Raw genomic sequence first — 19,856 nt, forward strand, 5'->3', positions numbered from 1 at the left:
TCGAAAATCGAAAATCCTCAAGCCCCCGCATTTATCCGTGGGGTCAATCTAAAATCTAAAATCTAAAATCTAAAATCGATTGACCGTCTGTGCTTCCCGGACTAAGATTAACCTGGAAGCAGTGACGTTTCAACTATTGAGTGTAACTTGCAATCAGTTCTGAGCCAGTATCGACCCAGAGTGCGATCGCACTCGGAACTAAAAAATACCGCAACAAGTGGAAAGGTGAGAAATTGACACCATTTACTACAGAAATTAGAGTGCGACATTATGAAATGGATGCTCTCGGTCACGTAAATAATGCTGTTTACCAGCATTATTTAGAACACGCTGCGATCGAACATTTAGAACATTTGGGATTTACTCTCGCTCGCTACCGGGAATTGGGCGGCGTCTTTGTAATGCGACGGATAGAAATTGACTATTTGCGATCTGCCGCATCGGGCGATCGATTGGAGATATCCACTTGGATCGAACAAATGCGCGGCCCGCGCGCTGTCCGCCGCTACGAAATTCGCTTGGCTGGAAGTGACGAAATATTGTTAAAAGCAGAGGCGCTTTGGGTTTGGGTTGAAGTTACCACCATGCGCCCGCGAGCAATTCCCAAACAAATAATTGATATTTTTGAATCACAATCTCAAGCATTACCAACCTAGAGAAAAAATCAACTATTATATTTGCAAAATCATGTAAAAATCTATTGGTTTGTAGTGAGGACTTCAGTCCTTCATTCCCCGTTTGTAGAAGTGCAAAAAGTTGATTGTCGCCGGGGCCGCAAATCCCGATCGCAAAAAGTCGGATCGCCCGCCTGCCAGTTTGGATGCCGCAGAGGTACGATGGAATATAGGGAGGGAGGCCAAGCCCGGTAAGGTTAAGCTTGGCGACAATACCCAGAGGAAGGGAAAAATGACACTTAACTTGCGGCGACCGATTTTGATAGGCGGAATAGGACTTTCAGCAGCGCTGTGGCTGCTGGAAACTCTACAGCATTCGGGTTCAGAAATGGGCGAAACGGCACTCATCGGCTTGGCTGCTGCCGGTGCGGGTTATTGGTGGTGGAAACAACAATCCCCCAAACTCGAACTCGCACTCCCGCAACCCCTGGCGAACCGGGAAGCAGCCGAAAAAGCGATCGCGGCTTCGGAAGCAGCAATTAAATTGCTAGCCTCAGAAGCTCAAAACTCCGCCGATCCTGCTAATCTAACAGCAAAGCTCGATCGGCTCAGAACCGAATTAGACAGACAAGATTTGCGGATTACCGTAACTGGCGGCAAAGCTGTCGGCAAAACTGCCTTAATTCAAGTTTTAAATTCTAATTGGGCATCTCAACACCCGCAAAAGCTTAGTTTACAAGAAACTGCAGCGCTGTTTGCTAATACAAATGCCGATGCCAAAATCAACGGTGATTTAGTGCTGTTTGTGACAGCGGGCGACATCACAGATTCCGAATTTAAAACATTATCTCAGCTAGCTTCGGCAGGTCAGCGCGTGTTGCTAGTCTGGAACAAACAAGACCAATATTTGCCAGAACAGCAGTCGCAGGTTTTGAACTCTTTGCAGCAGAAAATGCAAGGAATATTGGGAACAGAAGAGATAATTGCGATCGCAGCTTCTCCCAATTCTATTAAAGTGCGCCAGCACCAAGCGGACGGCACATTTAAAGAACGGATTGAAAAGCAAGTCTCTCAACTCGACGCGCTGACGGAAAGATTGACTAAAATCTTAACTGAAGAACGGCAACAGTTGGTCTGGGCGAGTGCAGTGCGGGAGGCTGCAAGTATCAAGCTAGAGGCCAAAACCTTATTAAATGCAGTCAGGCGCGATCGGGCAATTCCCATTATCGAACAATATCAGTACATCGCCGCCGCCGCCGTCTTTACTAACCCGGTTCCAGCTTTAGACTTGCTAGCAACAACCGCTATCAGCACCCAACTCGTAATCGACCTCGGCGCCATCTACCAGCAAAAGTTTTCCTTAGACCAAGCTAAGACAGTAGCCGGAACTTTGGCAACTCAAATGTTTAAATTGGGATTAGTAGAACTGTCTACTCAAACTATTACTGGACTGCTGAAAAGCAATGCTGTCACCTACGTAGCAGGAGGCGCGGTGCAGGGAATTAGTGCAGCATATTTTACCAGAATAGCTGGACTAAGTTTAATTGAATATTTCCAAAGTCGAGAAGGGGAAAATGCTGGAATAGGCATTTTAAATATCGACCATTTGACTAAAACTTTGCAAGCCGTATTTACGCAAAATCAGCAAGTTTCTTTCTTGCAATCTTTCGTCAACCAAGTGGCGAGTCGCCTTTCCTCTCAGGTATCTGGGCCCGAAACTGTTAAGTCCGTGGCCAATTAAGTAAAATAAAGGAACAGGCATCTTGCCTGTTCCACAAAAAATTTTTTGGTTGTGGAAGAACAGGCAAGATGCCTGTTCCACAAGACAGTTTTTTGGTTGTGGAAGAACAGGCAAGATGCCTGTTCTTCCACAAAAAATTTTTGTTATTGTGGAACGGGCATCTTGCCCGTTATTGTGGAAGAACAGGCAAGATGCCTGTTCCACAAAAAATTTTTTGTTATTGTGGAAGAACAGGCAAGATGCCTGTTCCACAAAAAATTTTGTTATTGTGGAAGAACAGGCAAGATGCCTGTTCCACAAAAAATTTTGTTATTGTGGAAGAACAGGCAAGATGCCTGTTCCACAAAAAATTTTTTGTTATTGTGGAACGGGCATCTTGCCCGTTCAATATTTTTTGGAAATTTTACCAAAAAATTATAAATTTATGAAAAATTGTATTAAAATAAGAAATAGGATTTATAATTCGACGATCAATTCTACCTGCTTAAAAAAGCCGATCGCCAATGGCTGACAATTCCCTTCAAGAAAATCGCTTATCCCTTGCCCGCGCCAGTTTGCGCGAAGCCCTGGCGCGCTACTCCCACCTGCGCCAAGGGAAAAAGAACTCGAATAATACAGAATTAGAAGCGGCGCTGCAATATCAGCTAGATATCTTAACTTCCACCTCAGAAAAACTAGACCACAACATAATCCGCATTGCTACTTTCGGCTTAGTCAGCCGTGGCAAGTCAGCCGTATTAAACGCGCTTTTAGGTCACAAAATTCTGCAAACAGGCCCTCTCAACGGCGTGACTCAGTGGCCGCGTTCCGTGCGCTGGAGTGTGCCTTTATCCTTCCTTGACAGCGAGGAATCCCCCCAACCCCCCCTGGCCAAGGGGGGGAAAGGAGGCGTGCAAGTAGAATTAATCGATACTCCCGGACTTGATGAAGTTGGTGGCGAAGTCCGGGGCGAAATGGCGAAACAAGTAACTCGCCAAGCTGACTTAATTCTGTTTGTCGTTGCAGGCGATATTACCCGAACTGAATATCAAGCACTGTGCGAATTGCAAACAGCTCAAAAACCGGTAATTTTAGTTTTTAATAAAATTGACCTGTATCCAGAATTAGACAGAAAAGCTATTTTCCAAAGTTTGCAAGCGCTGGCAAATTCTGAAGAGTTAGCAGCCGCTGCGGTAACAGAGGAAACAGATAGCGAAAATTTGTCCGATCGCCCAAACAACCCATCTGATAAATCTACTGCAAAATCACCGCCTAAAACTTCCAAATCTTTAGAAATAGTCATGGTAGCCGCCGAACCAGCACCGGTGCAAGTGCGGGTGGAATGGGCCGACGGAAGAGTAACTAACGAATGGGAGTCGCCCCCCGCGCAGATAGACGAACTCAAACATAAAATTCTGACAATTCTTAACAGAGAAGGTCGATCGCTCCTCGCTCTAAATGCTTTAGTTGAAGCTAGAGATGCCGAAGCAAACATTGCCCGTCACGTTCTCAAATTGCGACAAACAGAAGCCGAAGATTTAATCTGGCAATTTGCAAAATATAAAGCTTTGGCTGTCGGTTTAAATCCAGTGGCATTCTTGGATGTAATGGGAGCAAGTGTCGCAGATTTAGCCTTAATTCGCTCTTTATCGAGACTTTACGGCTTACCCATGACTGGTTACGAAGCCGGCAAACTTTGGCAGACTATTTTCTCCAGCGCTGGCGGCGTACTTTTGGGAGAATTGGGCAGCAGTTTTCTGTTGGGATTTGGCAAAAGTGCAGCCGCAGCGGCCCCGCACATCGGCTTTTCTACTTTTGCCGGAGTTGCTGTCACTCAAGCTAGTTTAGCAGCTTACGGAACCTACGCTGTCGGTCGTGCCGCCCAAGTTTACTTAGAAAAAGGCTGCACCTGGGGCCCCCTGGGACAAGATACGGTAATTCAACAAATTCTCGCTACCATCGAGCGTAATACAATTATCGATCGCCTGCAGCAAGAGTTTAAAATTGGCACTTAAAAATTGCCCTAGTAGTTGAGTAGGGTGCGTCAGGAGAGGGTTATTTGTGATAATTGAAGAATTAGGATCTGACGCACCCTACTGCTTTTATTCTTCTACAACTGTCAAAAAAGAATGCAACTGTAGGTAAACTCCAAACCACCATGCTCATCAGTGATACCCCCTTCTTTAATCTAAAATCTAAAATCTAAGGAATGAGAATTAAATAACTTCCACAAGTTTGTGGGATGGGCGTCCCGCCCATCCCACAATAACAATTAAAATTGTAAGTTATTTAATTCGCGATCCTAAAATCGTATTACCGTCTCGCGATTCTAACGCCTTCTCTAAAATGCGCGATCGTGGCAATTACTGCTATAGAAAAGTAAAATATTCTAATCAACCAAAAACAAACCCGCATTGACCAAGAAACAATAGTCGGAGCAATACCTGTGAACTGTACAAATCTGGAATTAACTTTTTTTTCAAAGCTGTCCAGGTCTTTCATCTCCGATTGTTTCGTGGGAATAACGGGAAACTGACCAGTATATACGTAATAACCGATAAAACCAGGCAATCCCACTTTTCTATTCAAAAATGAGTTAGTTAATGTTGCAGTTTGCGCTGGTAATAAATTATCCGATTCCTCTACTTTTTCCAGCCAAGAATTATATCTGATGGCTGGCGTAATCATGAAAACTAAAGGAACTATAACTATCAACAAAGCGGCACTAATTTTTCGACCATATTGAGGGTGTAGGAGCCTTGTCGCCACACCCACTCCCATACCGATAAATGCAAATATCAATATATTTAACAGTTCAATAATTTCGAGGCCTCTCAACAAATCGCCGATAATCAGAATGGTATATAATAATTTGTCTGCCAGTAGCAGAGCTGCCCACTTGATCAGAATTGAAACGCCTACAATAGTAGCTACAATCGCCACATACCCAATGCCACCTAGAACGTAGAGTAAAATCGAACCGACTTGTTTAAATGACTGCATGGAATTATTCACTCTTGTGAAAGTTTAGGAGTCTGATTGACAAAAATTTTAAAAATTTATAGCAATCTGGAGTTCCAAATTTGATTTTTAAAGTTGATTAGATCAACATCTGGAAATCAATCTAAAATCTAAAATCTACAATCGATCGACAAGTTCCCGCGCCGCCGCTTTGGTGACTTGTGCGATCCGTTCCTTCACAACATCCTCTTCGTTAGCGCAGCCCTCGAAGAGGATCGCCCTGTGGTCTGTTTCTTGTTCGCGATCGATCCCCAACCATAAAAGATACTCGATATTACCGGCCGGGCCAAGTAAAGGCGACCACGTTAAGCCGCGTTGCTGCCATCCTAAAGCTGTGGCTGCCTTCCACACTTGAAAAATCGCATCAGCTTGAGTTGCTGAGTCTCGCACTACGCCTTTTTTCCCAACTCTCTCGCGCCCTACCTCAAACTGCGGTTTTACCAGCAACACCGCTTCTCGCGGTGGTGCCAACAATTCCCACAGCGCCGGTAAAATCTTATCCAGGGAAATAAACGACACATCTACTACCGCCAAATCTGCATAAGCCCCTATTAGCAACGAATCTTGCTCCCCCCCTTGACAAGCGGGGAGTAAATCTTGCTCCCCCCCTTGACAAGGGGGGGCTGGGGGGGGTGAATCTTGCTCCCCCCCTTGACAAGGGGGGGCTGGGGGGGGTGAATTGCCGTAAAGCTCAGTAGCAGTCATGTACCGCAAATTGGTGCGTTCTTTCAAAATTACCCTCGGATCGTTACGCAAGCCCCAATCTGCTTGACCGTAGCCAACATCTACGCCATACACTAGGGCGGCGCCTGCTTGCAGCAGACAGTCGGTAAAACCGCCTGTGGAAATGCCACCGTCGAGACAAATTCTGCCTGCAACGGGAATCGCGAAAACTTCTAAAGCTTTGGCTAATTTGTCACCGCCTCTGGAAACATAGCGCGATCGCTCTTTAATCTGAATTTTTGCTGCAATGTCAACCTCAGTGCCCGGTTTGTCAACTACCTGTTGATTGATGGAGACTTTCCCAGTCCGAATCAATGCCTGAGCTTGCTGTCTGGAACTGCACAAATCTAGGCTGACCAATAAAGTGTCTAGTCGCTGTTTAGCCAAGGTTTTTAATCTGTACGGATAGGGTTAAGAACAGTACCAGATTAGCACTTACGCACAAGCCCGACTGCTAATTTTTGGCGATTATTTTGGTTTTTTGATCGTCGCGGGGCGATCGCCCCACCTCACCTTATGTGACTGAGATCGCTTTGATTGTGTAGTTTTATCACAGATATACCTTCATAAAATCACACAATAATTTTGGCTGCTAGCGGATGATTTAGATGCAGCTAAAAGCGCTACAAATACCATCAGGGCGATCGACCATGAAAACAATTAACTTTCCTATCAGAAATCCTGGCAATTGTCAAGAAAATCCCCTCGCCTTCGTCAGCGGTGACATCATCCACATTCTTTACCCCAACGGCGAAGTAGAAGCAACAACCACCGCACAAATCGATCTGCGCCAAACCAAAAATCCCCTAGACAAATGCCTCGTCTGGGGATGTGTTGACGATTTTTAGCACCCGTTTCAAACAAGAATGCAATTATAGGGAAGCTCCAAACCCTTAAATCATCAGTCATTCCCAATAATTCAAATTTTTAATCTATAATTTTTAACCTATAATTTTTAATCTGAAATCTTTAATCTAAAATTGTATAACCCATAAAAAAAGATCGCTTGGAGGCTGTGAGGCCAAAAAAAGCGATCGATCCAACTGCTGCTAACTGCCAGCCACAAGTGCAATTTGCTGCTAAAAGAACTAGCAAATTGACTTAAATATCTTGTTCGCTCAATTCGCGAATCATGTAATCAAAAGGCTGATCCAAAAAAGGCCCCACAGACAAGCCAGCAGCTTCCACCTGAGCCTTAACCATCTCCTTCATAATGCTAATCCCCATCACCGTCGGGCCAATGGGAACGCTTAGAGAATTGTAAGTTTCGCGCAAACCTTGCAGCACGCGCTCGTCGAGCACGTCGGTACTTCCAGCCACCAGGGCGTAAGTAGCATAGCGCAAGTAGTAGTCCATATCCCGCAGACAAGCCGCGTAGCGACGAGTCGTGTAGGCATTTCCACCGGGACGGATCAGTTCTGGCTGTTCAGCAAATAGCTGGATACCAGCTTGCTTGACAATTGCCGCAGCATTGCTGTTAATCGCAGCCGCCGCCTGTACCCGTGCCGTGCCCGTTGCAAAATAAGATTTCAACCGATCGATACCATCTCGGTCTAAATACCTACCAGCAACATCATAATTTTCAATCAGGCTCGTCACTGCATCGCGCATAAGTTTCTCTCCCAAAAATCTTTATCAATACTTTGCTATCTGAGACAGACCGCCTATTGTAGACTACTACAAATCGGCGTTTGATTAAGATTTGAGATAGGATTTTCACCAAGGGTAGTCTATCCGCGGCAAACTGTCGTAAAATTCAGCCGTTTGCCTTGTATCTTCATCCGACAAATAATCCACAGGGCAAGAATCTCAAACGGCCCGGCCCCACTGGGCCCCTATTTCAAACTTTTGTAGCCCTAGATACAAAATAGTGGATACTGAAGGCCTACGATCGCCCACACAGTCTGAAATCGGCCGATCGCCAAGACACAACCAATATCAGGAGTAAGTCATGTTCCAGACACCCCAAGAAGCCTTAAACTACATACAAGAAAATAAGATCCAGATCGTTGACCTCAAATTCATCGATATGCCGGGGATCTGGCAGCACCTTTCCCTGTACCACGACCAAATCGACGAAACCGCATTCACAGACGGCGTACCCTTCGACGGTTCCAGCATTAGGGGCTGGAAAGCCATCAACGAATCAGACATGACGATGGTCATCGATCCGACCACCGCTTGGATGGACCCGTTCATGGCAGAACCGACCATCAGCTTCATTTGCAGCATCAAAGAACCTCGCACCGGCGAACCGTACAGTCGCTGTCCCCGCACCATTGCCCAAAAAGCCATAGACTACTTGCTTTCCACCGGTCTCGGCGATACAGCATTCTTTGGCCCGGAAGCAGAATTCTTTATTTTTGACGACGTTCGCTTCGACCAAACCCAAAATTCCGGCTACTATTACGTAGATTCGATCGAAGGTCGTTGGAATTCCGGCAAAGAAGAAGCAGGCGGCAACCTCGGCTATAAACCGCGTTACAAAGAAGGTTATTTCCCAGTAGCACCAACCGATACCTCACAAGACATGAGAACGGAAATGCTGCTGACAATGGCAAAATGCGGCGTACCCATCGAAAAGCACCACCACGAAGTCGCCACCGGCGGTCAATGCGAACTCGGTTTCCGCTTTGACACTTTGGTAAAAGCCGCCGACTACTTGCTGACTTACAAATACGTCATCAAAAACGTCGGCAAAAAATACGGCAAAACCATCACCTTCATGCCCAAACCGCTGTTTAACGACAACGGTTCCGGGATGCACGTTCACCAGTCGATTTGGAAAGACGGCCAACCTCTATTTGCAGGCGATCAATATGCAGGTTTCAGTCAAATGGGACTGCATTACATCGGCGGCATTCTCAAGCACGCACCGGCACTTTTGGCACTCACCAATCCCACCACCAATTCCTACAAGCGCTTAGTTCCGGGTTTTGAAGCGCCTGTAAACTTAGCTTACTCTCAAGGAAATCGATCGGCATCAGTGCGGATTCCGTTGTCGGGAACCAACCCCAAAGCCAAGCGGTTAGAATTCCGCTGTCCCGATGCCACATCCAACCCCTATTTAGCATTTGCAGCCATGCTGTGCGCCGGCATAGACGGCATCAAGAATCAAATCGATCCGGGCGAACCTTTGGACGTGGATATCTACGACCTTTCCCCTGAAGAATTGAGCAAGATTCCTTCAACTCCCGGTTCCTTGGAAGGCGCTTTAGAAGCTTTAGAAAAAGACCACAGTTTCTTAACTGAAACCGGCGTATTTACCGAAGACTTCATCCAAACCTGGATTTCCTACAAACTCGACAATGAAGTCAACCCAATGCGGCTGCGTCCTCACCCCTACGAGTTTGCTTTGTATTACGACTGTTAGATAGTTAATAATCCAACCTGAACAATTGAGAATTCTCATTGTTTGTCGTTGATGTCTAATCGAAAAAAAGGTCGCCTGCAAGGGCGACCTTTTTTAATAATTTATGCGAACTCAAAATTTTATATCCAGTCCGGTGGCATCCTTCGTGTATTGATCTGTGAGCTTCCATAACCGTGCTGTACTTATTCAATTTGGTTAACCCACATTAGCTTCTGAACTAATCTTTGATAGACCTGCGCTCTAGGGTAGCTCTGTCTCCTCCAACAACAACTTTTCAGCGACTTGAGAACCATACACATGGGTTAACAACGTTGGCAACCATTTATTTCGAGTGATGTCTGGGGGATTCACACCACAAGCCAACAGAAGGTCTCGCAAACGCTTAAACAAACCATACACCTGCTTGTCTAAATCCGGGACATATCCTCGAATCTCTTCGATAAACTCTAGTGATCCACCCAGCAATCCAAAACGTTCATGTGATTTCATCAGCCCCCACTTACCTTGGGCTGAATAAATAACACTGTCTGAAGTATAAGGATTTATACCCAACGTCGGTCCAATTAGCCTATCTTCTTCTGTTCCAGAGTACCCCTCAAGAAACTCTGATAATGAGATATAACAGTGAGTGAGTTGATCGCTTGGGTATCCTGTAGGTAGTAGTGAGATATAGGAGCCAGTATCACCTAAATTTACTGCTGCGTTAATTAGTGCGTCAATCAGGAGAAGGTCATTTTCACCGTCACAAGGATAGATAATTGTTCGTCCTATCACCTGTGATGTGAAAGGTTGGTTAAACGGATTGTCGTGAACAAAAATTTTCCGAAGGAAAGGCTCTGCTTCTAAATGAAATTCATCTTCAGTAAGAGTGTGCATATAATTTAGTCTTGTTATTATTTCCATTAAGTCCATAATCTCAAATCTCAAATCTCAAATCGGATGACCGTCTATCCGCCTTGCTTGCGCGGTGTTGCTGTTGTGGTAAATTAGCAATTTGCAGCAATTAGCAACTAGCAGATAATGTCGGATATTTTTGTGATGGTACGCAATCAAAATAACATGGCAATGACTTCAGTTGATGGCATTGCCTTCATTACTTTACTAAATCGGGACGGACGGGTACTGGCCGAGGAGACAGTGGCTTTGATGGAGGCAGATGCGGGATTTGATGACTTGGCAGCAGGACAATATACTGTAATAGTTAGGCATGAACGGGTTGAACCGCGATCTGCCACCTGGGATGTCACAATCAGCAATGAAGATCAAGTAATCATACTGACATTTGTCTATCTAGAACCCGAACGGGTACTGCTTCGCATCCTAGCTACAGTTGAAGAGAGACTATAATCATGACAGCTAAAGTTATTCCATCACAGTCAATTAAAATGTTTCGCTATCGAGTGCATTTCTTGGCAAAAGACCTTTGGAAAGAGAAAAACCCAGTTGGTCGGATGAATCTGGCTTTACAGTTAGCGGATGCGGCGACAACGCTGGCGAGACTGGAAGTGGAGGAGATGCACAAATTTCAACAAGAGCCTGCTAGCCTTGAGGCTTCAGACTCGACGGAACCTGAAAAGTTTTGAGTGCGTGAGATTGCTTTGGGAGCCTCGCGGAACGCTTGCGTAAATGACAAATCAAAACTATTTTAGTCGATCGATCTGCGAGTAAAAAAATTGTATGTATAAAATTCAATCTGCCTGCAACACAACAACTTTCTGCCTTGGGAGTGAATTAGGAAGCCGAAAAACTGCGTTACACTTATATAGGTATCTTTACAAAACAACATAAAAGCATGACTGTTGCCTATCCCCGCAAGCTTCGCAACGCAATGGGAGCGCGCGAAATTTTAGCTAATGTAGTGCGCGATCGCGAAATTCACCTGATCACCCTCAACCGCTACCGCTACAGCGAACAGCGCAGTTGCAAAGACCTCACCGAGGTGATCGAACAGCTAAACGGGGAACCAGCCGAACTCGTGCGCGACCTCTCCCGGCACATTTCCGACGAAGCGCGACACGCTATGTGGCTCACCGACTTGCTGGTAGACCTCGGCCAAAATGTGGGAACGCCGCCGGGAGTCTCCTACATTGACGAATTTGAAAGGTTGTATGACAGCGAACAACAAGACCCCACCACAAACCGCGAAGACTTCGTAATTTCTTCCCTCGCCGCGATTAACGTCACCGAGAAGCGGGGCTGCGAATACTTCTCAGCGCACATCCACGCCCTCAAACAGGCTCCCCAAACCGCAGAAAACGTCAAAATCCGCGAAACAATCGAAAAGATTTTTCCCGAAGAAGCTGGTCACGTCCGCTGGGGCAACCGCTGGCTGGCCCAAATCGCCGACAAAAGCCCGGAACACCGCCAGAAGGTGGAACAGGCAAAGCGCAAGTATGTGGCGATCGAACAAGCAGCTTTTGAATCGGGAATGGATATCATGCTGGGGGCAGAACTCCGCCGCGTCACCCGCCTCGTGGATATTGCCAACACCATGCCGATGTGGGAACGCCCGCAATACCTGATGGAACGCTTACCCAGAACCCTGCTGGCCCCGGATCTGCAAATGACTAGAGTCGATGTAGCTCAGCGCGCCTGGAACCGCGACCCGCAGGCATTTATGGAGAAATTGGTACCCATGTTCCTCAACGGCTTGAATACCATTGAGAAGAAGCCGGCGGCGACTAAGCCCAAGGCTTAAAAACGATCGCGAACCTGGTTGAAACCGCTTTGCAAGTCCAACTTGCGTCTGGCTCCGCAAACAAGCGAGATTAACTGGTTCCCAGGCCTAGCCTCGGAACCAGTTATTTAAAGTCATAATTTTAAGCTTTAGCAAGTAAACTGATTATTGGAATAGTTTTCCATCTAAATATAATCGTCAGGAACCTCAGCCTAAAGGCATGAGGCTTGAAGGAGAAATCTAACAAGCCGTTCTGACGGGCCTAAGTCTTAACTGACTACGTTTTTTGAGTCACGACACCGGGAGAATGCGTAGCTAGTTCCTTGCTCTGTCGCTGAAGGTTAAACAGTTCTCAGGTAACAGGGACAGTGCTTTCAGCCTAACAAGCTCTCAAAACATTGGCGAAGCTAACTTTACTCCGAAAGGAGATTGAGGCAACCATACCTCATCGGAGGGGCAACCATACCCCTCCACCCCGCTGCATGTTTTAACTCAATGTAAAGCCGTCCTAAAAGGACGGGGTTTCAAACCCATATTTCTGATGACTACCAGCGAGCCGAACATACAAACAGCTTCCGCAGAAAGCCTATCGAGGGAAAGCGCGATCGCCTCCGAGCAGGTCGAAAAAGCCACAGCCGTCACCTATGCAGAAGAAATTGAAACTGTCATCGCCAGCATGGCTGTAGACCAAAAAGTGATGGTCGGTCAAAGTGAAGCTGGCGGACATCTTTGGAAGTTTAAGTACGGCAGTGTTGAAGTGTTCGTGCAACTCACCGGCGAAACCGAAGATGATACTTTGACTGTTTGGGCTTTTGTACTGCAGTTGCCTGCGAAGAATGAAGCTCAATTAATGCGGAAACTTCTAGAAATGAATTGGCTGTCTACTTTGGAATCTCATTTTGCCATTGTTGACAATCAAGTTGCGGTAATATCGACTCGGACGATCGCCGAAATCTCGACCGGAGAAATTTCTCGTGCTATCACTATTGTCGCCACTATCGCCGATGACAACGACGATATTCTGCAAGCAGAATTCGGTCAGTAGTGATTAGTTAACAGTTAACAGTCAACAACTAATACTTAAAAGTTAAAAGTTAACAGTTAACAGTTAACAGTTAACTAATATGCAGGCCCTGCGATCCAAGCAATAGTGATTCCCAGCCCCAAACCGACAAGCACTTGAAAAGGAGTGTGTCCCAGCAACTCTTTCAGGCGAGCCTCATTAAGGTTGTGATCTTCCTCAAAAAACTCGTCAATAATTTGGTTGAGGATGCGAGCTTGCTTGCCTGCTGCTTGGCGGACGCCTGCTGCGTCGTACATGACAATAATTGCAAAGATCGCAGCGATCGCAAAGTCCGGACTTTCCCATCCCATCGTTTGTCCGACTTCAGCAGCCAAAGCGCCCACAAAAGACGAGTGAGCGCTGGGCATTCCCCCCGTTGTTACCAAATACTGAAGATTAAACTTGCGATTTTTGACCAACTCGATCGGCAACTTCATGATCTGAGCCGCCAGACAAGCGATCAAAGCAACCACGAGTACATGATTGTTTAAAATGCCGCTGCAAATTTCCTGCATAGTGTTTAGTATTTCTAGTTACTGCGGCTGGTAATATAATCGGCGATCGCCAGCAGCGGTAGAGCTTTGCTCCCAAACACTGCCAATTGAGCCTTAGCATCAGCAACAAGCTGCGAAGCTTGGCGCCGAGACTCCTCAATTCCCCACAAACTCGGATAAGTGACTTTCCCTGCTTGAACATCTTTGCCAGCAGTTTTGCCCAGTTCTTCTTGGGTAGCAGTAATATCCAGAATGTCGTCAATGATCTGGAAAGCCAACCCAATATTTTGAGCGAAACGAGACAGCCGCTGCAAATCCGCAGCCGAAGCCCCAGCCAGAATTGCCCCACAAACTACGCAGGCCTCTAACAGCGCGCCTGTTTTGTGAGCGTGAATGTAATTCAAAGTTTCCAGAGAAACATCTGTCTTTCCTTCCGATTCCAAATCAACCACTTGACCGCCTACGAGTCCAGCAGCACCCGATGCCCGCGCTAAATGGGCGATCGTCTGCAACACCTGTTGGGGGGGTACGTTCTCAGTTTTAGTGGCGATAAATTCAAAAGCATAGGTCAACAAACCATCGCCAGCCAAAATGGCGATATCCTCGCCGTAGACTTTGTGGTTCGTCAGTTTGCCACGCCGGTAGTCGTCATTGTCCATTGCCGGCAAATCGTCGTGGATCAGCGACATGGTGTGGATCATTTCCAAAGCGCAAGCTGTCGGAATTGCCATAGATGTAGTGCCGCCGGCCAGTTCGCAGCTAGCCAGACACAGGATCGGACGCAGGCGCTTGCCCCCCGCTAGCAGCGAGTAGCGCATTGCTTCGTAAATTTTCTCTGGGTAGATGACCGGCAGTGCACTGTCGAGAGCTACCTCGATCGCCTCTTTTCGCTTGACTAGATAAGTAGATAAATCGAAAGAGGATTCCGGTTGGGACGAACCCATTTCTGTTGCCAATACCATCCCTTGCTCTCTTGTACTTAATATTTATATGGGATATTGTGAGCCGTTCAGGTCGCATCGTGCCGACTTTTACGGCAGTAGTTGCTCGAACTCCGAGCATCAATTAATCATTCTACGGGTGTTGTTGCACAGAAAATCTTTGAGTTTTGATAAGTTTGTCAAATTGCCAGTCAATCTAAAATTTACAATCTCAAATCTCAAATCCGCTGATTTGTCTGGCGACTTCCAAAAACCGCTGCACCGCCGCCGTTGGATCGCTGCGCCAAATTAGAGCGATCGCCACAATGCAGGTTGATTCTGGTAACGCTTTGTAAACAACCCCGCTGCGCTGGAAATTTTGCATCGACGCCGGGACGATCGCCACTCCCATCTCGGCGGCTACCAGACTCACAATGGTTTGCATTTGAATTGCTTCTTGAGCTGCGCGAGGGCTAAAACCTGCTTGTTGACAAAGACTGACGATCGCATCGTACAATCCCGGAGCCTGGGAACGCGGAAATAAAATGAATGGTTCCGTGGAAAGTTCGCGTAATTCAAGATGCGTGCGATCGGCCGCCGGATGCGTTTCTGGCAGTGCCACGATCAGCGGTTCTCGAAAAACGATTTCAGAATTTATCCCATCTTCCTCAACCGGAGGGCGCACGAAGCCGATATCAATTTGCCCGAACCGCAACCGCTGCAACTGTTCATTGGTTGTCAGTTCCTGCAGTTCGAGCTTGACGGCGGGACACCGAGTGCGAAAGGCCTGCAAAATGGCTGGAACCACGTTGTGTGCAGCAGAACTCACAAAGCCGATCGTCAGTTGGCCGAGTTGGCCCCGACTGGTTTGGCGGCCGAGTTGAATTGCTCGATCGACTTGCTGCAGAATTTTCCCGGCTTCCTCGAAAAAAACCTGTCCCGCAGCCGTTAAATGCACCGTCCGCTTGGTGCGGCGAAACAGTTGAAACCCCAACTCTGCCTCTAAATGCTGGATTTGTTGACTCAGCGGAGGTTGGGCAATATGCAGTTTTTCCGCTGCGCGAGTGAAATTCAGTTCCTCTGCAACTGCAATGAAATAACGCAAATGCCGAAGTTCCATAGCTCCCCAATCATTGATATTTTAAAAGTATAAGTGGTTAGTTAAACATATATTGGACATTTATGATGGCATTTAATACAGTGATTAATAGGCGAGATTGAGAATTAAACAATGGCTAATTTGGATATCAGGATTAGAGAAGCCGAGCTGGAAGATTTGGAATTAATTGTGGATTTTATTTCACAAAAAAGCGAGTTCGATGGAGCTAAAAACCTGTTGACAGCAACAGCAGATAAATTGCAGCAAACGTTGTTTTGCCAGCCTCCGCTAGTGCGGGTTTTGTTGGCTGAAGTTGCGGGAACAGCGGTAGGATTTGCTATGTTTTATGCTTCTTATTCAAGTTTGTTGGCGCAGCCTTGCCTGTGGCTTGATGATTTATTTGTGCAAGCTCCTATGCGCGGTATGGGAGTCGGCACAGCGCTGTTAAAGTCTTTGGCACAAATTGCTGAGTCCACAAATTGCGGGCGGATTGAGTGGACTGTTAATACTGCAAATGCACCGGGAATTGCTTTTTATGAAAAGCAGGGAGCGCGGATTTTGGAAAATATTAGGGTTTGCCGCATCGAGGGACGTGCGATAGCCCAACTCGCTAACAAATAAGTTGGTTGGTTTTGTGAATAAGGATTTTTTTTTACCGCAGAGTACACAGAGAACACAGAGAGAGATGAAAGGTTTAGAGTAGTTATGATGACACAAGATTCTTGGAATACAAATCTCTACGAACAACAGCACGCTTTTGTTTGGCAATACGGCGAATCGCTTTTGAAATTACTGGCTCCGAAGGTTGGTGAACGTATTTTAGATTTAGGTTGCGGTACGGGACAGTTAACTGAAAAGATTGCTGAAAGTGGGGCTTTTGTGTATGGGATTGATTCATCTTTGTCGATGATTTCTACGGCAAATGTTAACTATCCTCACATTAACTTTTCTGTCGCAGATGCGAGGAGTTTTCAAGTAGAAGAGCCGTTAGATGCTGTGTTTTCTAATGCGGTTTTACACTGGATTAAACAGCCGGATGCTGCGATCGATTGTGTGGCAAAAGCGCTGAAGCCGGGAGGGCGTTTTGTGGCTGAGTTTGGGGGTAAGGGGAACGTGGGGGCGATCGTCCGCGCACTTTTGAGTGTTTTGTCAGAAATTGGCTGCGAGGAGCCTGAAGCGCTTAATCCTTGGTATTTTCCGAGTATTGGCGAGTATGCTGGGCTTTTGGAAAAGCAGGGATTTGATGTGGGTTATGCGGTTTTGTTCGATCGCCCGACTCGCCTAGAAGGTGGCAGCGCGGGTATGGTAAATTGGATTGAAATGTTTGCTGGCGGGTTTTTGTCGGGGTTGTCTGATGATGTGCGATCGCAGGTAATTAACGCAGTTGCAAAGCGTTTGCGATCGGCGCTGTACCGCGATGGTAATTGGAGTGCAGATTATCGCAGAATTCGCGTTGTGGCTATCAAGCCGTAGGGTGCGTCGCGATCGCAAATATTCAAATTCGAGAACATCGTCAGGTGCGTCGCTTCTTCAAAACTCGATTTTTCATGGGATTTTTCTGCAAGCGACGCACCCTACGTTAATTGTTTTGTATGGTGCGTCGCTTCTTCAAAACTCGATTTTTTACGGAAATTTTCTGCAAGCGACGCACCCTACGTTAAGTGTATTTGTAATGATGACTAATGACTACTTGATGCTGTAACTCGAAACGGTATTTTCCAAAAGCATAGCAACAGTCATCGGCCCGATTCCTCCCGGCACCGGTGTGATAAATTCGGCTACTGTTTTAACCGCATTAAAATCAACATCTCCGGCTAAACGACTCGTACCGTCTGGATTGACGACGCGGTTAATACCGACATCAATTACTACCGATCCAGGTTTGACCATATTAGCTGTAATCATTTCTGTGCGGCCGACTGCGGCTATTAAGATATCAGCTTGGCTGGTAATCGATTCTAGGTTTTGCGATCGCGAATGAGCTACAGTAACAGTACAATCGGCTTCTAAAAGCATCAGCGCCATCGGTTTACCTACTAAAATACTCCGTCCCAAAACAACGGCGTTTTTTCCTTTTAAATCAATCTGGTATTCCTGCAATAACCGCATCACTCCGGCGGGAGTACAACTCCGCAAACCTTCCTCGCCACGCACGAGACGGCCTAAATTTACAGGGTGAAGTCCGTCAGCATCTTTGTCGGGGGCAATTTGGTACAGCAGCGAAATTGCATCTAAGTGTTCTGGTAGCGGTAATTGAACTAAAATGCCGTCTACTCGATCGTCCTCGTTGAGTGCACGAATTGCAAGTTCTAGTTCGGCTTGAGTAGCGTTGGCTGGGTAATGCTGGCCGAAGGAAGCTATCCCAACTTTAGCGCAGGCTCGCTCTTTATTGCGAACATAGGCTGCGCTAGCTGGGTTGTCCCCTACCATCAGCACCGCAAGTCCCGGAGGACGACCCTTTTTGGGTTGTAGGGCGCGGACTCGATCGCTCAGCTCGCTTTGAATCTTTGTCGCTAAAGCTTTGCCATCTAGTATTTGAGCAGTTTTGGCATCCATTGTAGACTCTGGGTTAGGGGCTGATGATTTTAGATTTTAGCTTAATCCCCGCCAAGGACTACACTAGAGAAATTTCTTACTTGCGATCGATTCTGGGGATTCTGTTAAAGTAAGTCGTATCTCACATCTCAAATCAGTTGACAATGACTACTGCAATTAAGCAAGTTTGGGTTCAAAGATTCTGTACCAGCTCTTTGTCGCTAATCCTCGCCAGCGGTTTTTTCAGTTGCGGCAATTTACCCATGTCTCAACTTAATCTTGGTTTTAATGTTGCTAGCATTGGCGACATTCAACAAAAGCGACAAGTCGATGGTGAAGTTTATCTCCGGGGAAAGGTGGAAAATCGCGCTCCGTTTGTGGGGACTGCGGCTTATCAACTTGAGGATGGTACTGGCAGTATTTGGATTTTAACCAAGCAAGAGTTGCCCCAGCTTGGCGATGAAGTATTGCTGAAGGGAGAAGTCCGCTACAAGAGTATTACTCTGAAGGATTTGGCCGGAAAAGATTTAGGTGAAGTTTATGTTGAGGAAATGGAACAATTAAAGCGCACTCCAGCGGCAACTAAATAAAAATAGGAAGATGCTATAGCCTTTCTCAGTAACATGAGGTGGTCATAGGGAGCCGTGGGCCTAGGGTTCGCCCCCATATTTCACCACGCTTGAGAACCGCTATAATTTATTTCATTAAGTGATTCTATTTCATAAAAATCAAAGGTTTATAGTTGCGCTTGGGCGATTTGGATCTGTTTATTTATCCTCAAAGTTCATTAACCATAATATTATGGTCGGGGCGGGTTTACCTAGATTTTTGGTGGGTTTTACAGATGTTGGTGAACCCGCCCCTACAGCAATTTATTCCTTCTTCCTTCTTCCTTCTTTCTGCTTTTTAACAAATGACTAAAATTCACGTTGCGATCGCGATTTTGTACCAAGACGGCAAGTTTCTCTGTCAGTTGCGAGACGATATTCCTCATATCAGGTATCCCGGACATTGGGCTTTGTTTGGCGGACACTTGGAACCGGGGGAAACGCCGGAAGTTGCTGTAGTGCGGGAATTATCAGAGGAAATTGGCTATGCTCCTGCAAGTGTTTCTTTTTTCTGTTGTGATGTCGAAAAAGATGTTGTTCGCCACGTTTTTTATGCACAACTTAGTGCGGATGTCAAGGATTTAGTTTTGCTTGAGGGTTGGGATATGAAGTTGTTGACACCCCAGCAGATTCGGGCCGGCAAATGCTTTTCTGAGCAGTCAGGAGATGTGCGACCTTTTGGGATTGCTCACCAACGTATTTTATTGAATTTTATTGACTCGATTTGAGAAAATTGGCACTCACCCCACATTGCAGGGGTTTGAGGAGGGAGATATTCGTAAGGTGCGCCCAGGCGTCCACCTTACATTGCAGGCAGAGCTGTTTCATCCTCTTGTAGGGGCTGCCCCCCGTGGCTGCCCCAATCTCTGAAACACGAGCAAATCGTGGATGGGGAGGGTAGGCACGGGGAGTAGGGGTAGCACTACAAGAGTCAAAATCATCGTTTTCTGTAGGGGCAATCCGACCCCTACTCCCCGTGGCTGCCCCGAAACAGCCCTGACATTGCAGG

21 protein-coding genes and 1 pseudogene are annotated in these 19,856 nt (G+C 46.5%); 14 read left to right on the forward strand and 8 right to left on the reverse strand.

The window, feature by feature from the left end:
• Positions 1-233 precede the first annotated feature (233 nt).
• The 4 genes from QT973_RS23720 to QT973_RS23735 all read left to right on the forward strand — a co-directional run bounded on the left by QT973_RS23720 (position 234) and on the right by QT973_RS23735 (position 4,349).
• Complete coding sequence (locus tag QT973_RS23720; RefSeq protein ID WP_333274090.1) at positions 234-656, forward strand: thioesterase family protein; 423 nt, start codon at positions 234-236, stop codon at positions 654-656.
• Positions 657-906: 250 nt separating this feature from the next.
• Complete coding sequence (locus QT973_RS23725) at positions 907-2,355, forward strand: slr1306 family protein (protein ID WP_333392317.1); 1,449 nt, start codon at positions 907-909, stop codon at positions 2,353-2,355.
• 68 nt (positions 2,356-2,423) lie between these two features.
• Positions 2,424-2,783, forward strand: coding sequence for a hypothetical protein (locus QT973_RS23730; RefSeq protein ID WP_333392320.1), 360 nt, complete (start codon positions 2,424-2,426; stop codon positions 2,781-2,783).
• Positions 2,784-2,858: 75 nt separating this feature from the next.
• Positions 2,859-4,349, forward strand: coding sequence for a DUF697 domain-containing protein (locus QT973_RS23735; protein WP_333057649.1), 1,491 nt, complete (start codon positions 2,859-2,861; stop codon positions 4,347-4,349).
• Positions 4,350-4,647: 298 nt separating this feature from the next.
• Here the strand turns inward: QT973_RS23735 and QT973_RS23740 are convergent, their stop codons facing one another.
• Positions 4,648-5,349 carry a hypothetical protein gene (locus QT973_RS23740; RefSeq protein WP_333057650.1) on the reverse strand — a complete coding sequence of 234 codons (702 nt, stop codon included), beginning with the start codon at positions 5,347-5,349 and terminating at the stop codon, positions 4,648-4,650.
• Between the two features lie 123 nt (positions 5,350-5,472).
• Entirely contained in the window at positions 5,473-6,465 is a 993-nt protein-coding gene (locus tag QT973_RS23745; RefSeq protein ID WP_333057651.1) for an SAM-dependent methyltransferase, read from the reverse strand.
• Positions 6,466-6,686: 221 nt separating this feature from the next.
• Between QT973_RS23745 and QT973_RS23750 the strand changes: the two genes are divergently transcribed.
• Entirely contained in the window at positions 6,687-6,926 is a 240-nt protein-coding gene (locus QT973_RS23750) for a hypothetical protein (protein ID WP_333057652.1), read from the forward strand.
• Positions 6,927-7,179: 253 nt separating this feature from the next.
• On the opposite strand, the gene apcB is transcribed toward QT973_RS23750, so the two are convergent.
• Positions 7,180-7,689 (reverse strand): allophycocyanin subunit beta, encoded by a 510-nt coding sequence (gene apcB / locus QT973_RS23755; protein WP_293258696.1) that lies wholly within the window; start codon positions 7,687-7,689, stop codon positions 7,180-7,182.
• A gap of 340 nt (positions 7,690-8,029) precedes the next feature.
• Here apcB and glnA point away from each other — a divergent pair, with 340 nt between their 5' ends.
• Positions 8,030-9,451 (forward strand): type I glutamate--ammonia ligase, encoded by a 1,422-nt coding sequence (gene glnA / locus QT973_RS23760; RefSeq protein WP_333245403.1) that lies wholly within the window; start codon positions 8,030-8,032, stop codon positions 9,449-9,451.
• A 240-nt stretch (positions 9,452-9,691) separates the two neighbouring features.
• Here glnA and QT973_RS23765 read toward each other — a convergent pair whose 3' ends face one another.
• The gene (locus QT973_RS23765) at positions 9,692-10,363 is read right to left on the reverse strand and encodes a hypothetical protein (RefSeq protein WP_333211800.1); all 672 of its coding nucleotides are present in this window, start codon (positions 10,361-10,363) and stop codon (positions 9,692-9,694) included.
• 108 nt (positions 10,364-10,471) lie between these two features.
• On the opposite strand from QT973_RS23765, the gene QT973_RS23770 reads away from it, so the two are divergent.
• From QT973_RS23770 to QT973_RS23785, 4 genes are all read left to right on the forward strand, one after another.
• Positions 10,472-10,798: a hypothetical protein gene (locus tag QT973_RS23770; protein ID WP_333057658.1), complete on the forward strand. Its 327-nt coding sequence runs from the start codon at positions 10,472-10,474 to the stop codon at positions 10,796-10,798.
• A 2-nt stretch (positions 10,799-10,800) separates the two neighbouring features.
• Positions 10,801-11,034 (forward strand): hypothetical protein, encoded by a 234-nt coding sequence (locus QT973_RS23775; protein WP_333048876.1) that lies wholly within the window; start codon positions 10,801-10,803, stop codon positions 11,032-11,034.
• 209 nt (positions 11,035-11,243) lie between these two features.
• Positions 11,244-12,149, forward strand: a complete 906-nt coding sequence (locus QT973_RS23780) for a ferritin-like domain-containing protein (protein ID WP_333057660.1) — start codon at positions 11,244-11,246, stop codon at positions 12,147-12,149.
• A 520-nt stretch (positions 12,150-12,669) separates the two neighbouring features.
• Positions 12,670-13,173 (forward strand): YbjN domain-containing protein, encoded by a 504-nt coding sequence (locus QT973_RS23785; RefSeq protein ID WP_333057661.1) that lies wholly within the window; start codon positions 12,670-12,672, stop codon positions 13,171-13,173.
• Positions 13,174-13,247: 74 nt separating this feature from the next.
• Here QT973_RS23785 and QT973_RS23790 read toward each other — a convergent pair whose 3' ends face one another.
• The 3 genes from QT973_RS23790 to QT973_RS23800 form a co-directional block, all read right to left on the reverse strand.
• Positions 13,248-13,706: a divergent PAP2 family protein gene (locus tag QT973_RS23790; RefSeq protein WP_333057662.1), complete on the reverse strand. Its 459-nt coding sequence runs from the start codon at positions 13,704-13,706 to the stop codon at positions 13,248-13,250.
• Positions 13,707-13,720: 14 nt separating this feature from the next.
• Positions 13,721-14,647, reverse strand: coding sequence for a geranylgeranyl diphosphate synthase CrtE (gene crtE / locus QT973_RS23795; RefSeq protein ID WP_333057663.1), 927 nt, complete (start codon positions 14,645-14,647; stop codon positions 13,721-13,723).
• A gap of 190 nt (positions 14,648-14,837) precedes the next feature.
• Positions 14,838-15,725: a LysR family transcriptional regulator gene (locus QT973_RS23800; protein ID WP_333392322.1), complete on the reverse strand. Its 888-nt coding sequence runs from the start codon at positions 15,723-15,725 to the stop codon at positions 14,838-14,840.
• Positions 15,726-15,836: 111 nt separating this feature from the next.
• Here QT973_RS23800 and QT973_RS23805 point away from each other — a divergent pair, with 111 nt between their 5' ends.
• Both QT973_RS23805 and QT973_RS23810 read left to right on the forward strand, forming a co-directional pair.
• Positions 15,837-16,325, forward strand: a complete 489-nt coding sequence (locus tag QT973_RS23805) for a GNAT family N-acetyltransferase (protein ID WP_333274114.1) — start codon at positions 15,837-15,839, stop codon at positions 16,323-16,325.
• A 78-nt stretch (positions 16,326-16,403) separates the two neighbouring features.
• A pseudogene (locus QT973_RS23810) lies at positions 16,404-17,177 on the forward strand (class I SAM-dependent methyltransferase); the annotation flags it as partial.
• 213 nt (positions 17,178-17,390) lie between these two features.
• On the opposite strand, the gene folD reads toward QT973_RS23810, so the two are convergent.
• A complete protein-coding gene (folD, locus tag QT973_RS23815; RefSeq protein WP_333247948.1) occupies positions 17,391-18,260 on the reverse strand; it encodes a bifunctional methylenetetrahydrofolate dehydrogenase/methenyltetrahydrofolate cyclohydrolase FolD in 870 nt (289 codons plus the stop codon).
• 143 nt (positions 18,261-18,403) lie between these two features.
• Between folD and QT973_RS23820 the strand changes: the two genes are divergently transcribed.
• Together QT973_RS23820 and QT973_RS23825 are read left to right on the forward strand one after the other, a co-directional pair.
• Positions 18,404-18,829 (forward strand): DNA-binding protein, encoded by a 426-nt coding sequence (locus QT973_RS23820; RefSeq protein WP_333233209.1) that lies wholly within the window; start codon positions 18,404-18,406, stop codon positions 18,827-18,829.
• A 323-nt stretch (positions 18,830-19,152) separates the two neighbouring features.
• Positions 19,153-19,575, forward strand: a complete 423-nt coding sequence (locus tag QT973_RS23825) for an NUDIX hydrolase (RefSeq protein WP_333233207.1) — start codon at positions 19,153-19,155, stop codon at positions 19,573-19,575.
• Positions 19,576-19,856: the final 281 nt, after the last annotated feature.

It is taken from the genome of Microcoleus sp. Z1_A1, assembly GCF_036700305.1.
In the GTDB taxonomy this organism is placed as follows: Bacteria; Cyanobacteriota; Cyanobacteriia; order Cyanobacteriales; family Microcoleaceae; genus Microcoleus.

Excerpts from the sequence above, each read along its gene's own strand:
- QT973_RS23825 (WP_333233207.1), top strand. The coding sequence starts at position 19,153 with ATGACTAAAATTCACGTTGCGATCGCGATTTTGTACCAAGACGGCAAG.
- QT973_RS23770 (WP_333057658.1), top strand. The coding sequence starts at position 10,472 with ATGTCGGATATTTTTGTGATGGTACGCAATCAAAATAACATGGCAATG.
- QT973_RS23785 (WP_333057661.1), top strand. The coding sequence starts at position 12,670 with ATGACTACCAGCGAGCCGAACATACAAACAGCTTCCGCAGAAAGCCTA.
- apcB (WP_293258696.1), bottom strand. The coding sequence starts at position 7,689 with ATGCGCGATGCAGTGACGAGCCTGATTGAAAATTATGATGTTGCTGGT.
- QT973_RS23735 (WP_333057649.1), top strand. The coding sequence starts at position 2,859 with ATGGCTGACAATTCCCTTCAAGAAAATCGCTTATCCCTTGCCCGCGCC.
- QT973_RS23725 (WP_333392317.1), top strand. The coding sequence starts at position 907 with ATGACACTTAACTTGCGGCGACCGATTTTGATAGGCGGAATAGGACTT.
- QT973_RS23765 (WP_333211800.1), bottom strand. The coding sequence starts at position 10,363 with ATGGACTTAATGGAAATAATAACAAGACTAAATTATATGCACACTCTT.
- QT973_RS23805 (WP_333274114.1), top strand. The coding sequence starts at position 15,837 with ATGGCTAATTTGGATATCAGGATTAGAGAAGCCGAGCTGGAAGATTTG.
- QT973_RS23820 (WP_333233209.1), top strand. The coding sequence starts at position 18,404 with ATGACTACTGCAATTAAGCAAGTTTGGGTTCAAAGATTCTGTACCAGC.
- QT973_RS23775 (WP_333048876.1), top strand. The coding sequence starts at position 10,801 with ATGACAGCTAAAGTTATTCCATCACAGTCAATTAAAATGTTTCGCTAT.
- QT973_RS23780 (WP_333057660.1), top strand. The coding sequence starts at position 11,244 with ATGACTGTTGCCTATCCCCGCAAGCTTCGCAACGCAATGGGAGCGCGC.
- QT973_RS23790 (WP_333057662.1), bottom strand. The coding sequence starts at position 13,706 with ATGCAGGAAATTTGCAGCGGCATTTTAAACAATCATGTACTCGTGGTT.
- QT973_RS23730 (WP_333392320.1), top strand. The coding sequence starts at position 2,424 with ATGCCTGTTCCACAAGACAGTTTTTTGGTTGTGGAAGAACAGGCAAGA.
- glnA (WP_333245403.1), top strand. The coding sequence starts at position 8,030 with ATGTTCCAGACACCCCAAGAAGCCTTAAACTACATACAAGAAAATAAG.
- folD (WP_333247948.1), bottom strand. The coding sequence starts at position 18,260 with ATGGATGCCAAAACTGCTCAAATACTAGATGGCAAAGCTTTAGCGACA.
- crtE (WP_333057663.1), bottom strand. The coding sequence starts at position 14,647 with ATGGTATTGGCAACAGAAATGGGTTCGTCCCAACCGGAATCCTCTTTC.
- QT973_RS23800 (WP_333392322.1), bottom strand. The coding sequence starts at position 15,725 with ATGGAACTTCGGCATTTGCGTTATTTCATTGCAGTTGCAGAGGAACTG.
- QT973_RS23750 (WP_333057652.1), top strand. The coding sequence starts at position 6,687 with ATGCAGCTAAAAGCGCTACAAATACCATCAGGGCGATCGACCATGAAA.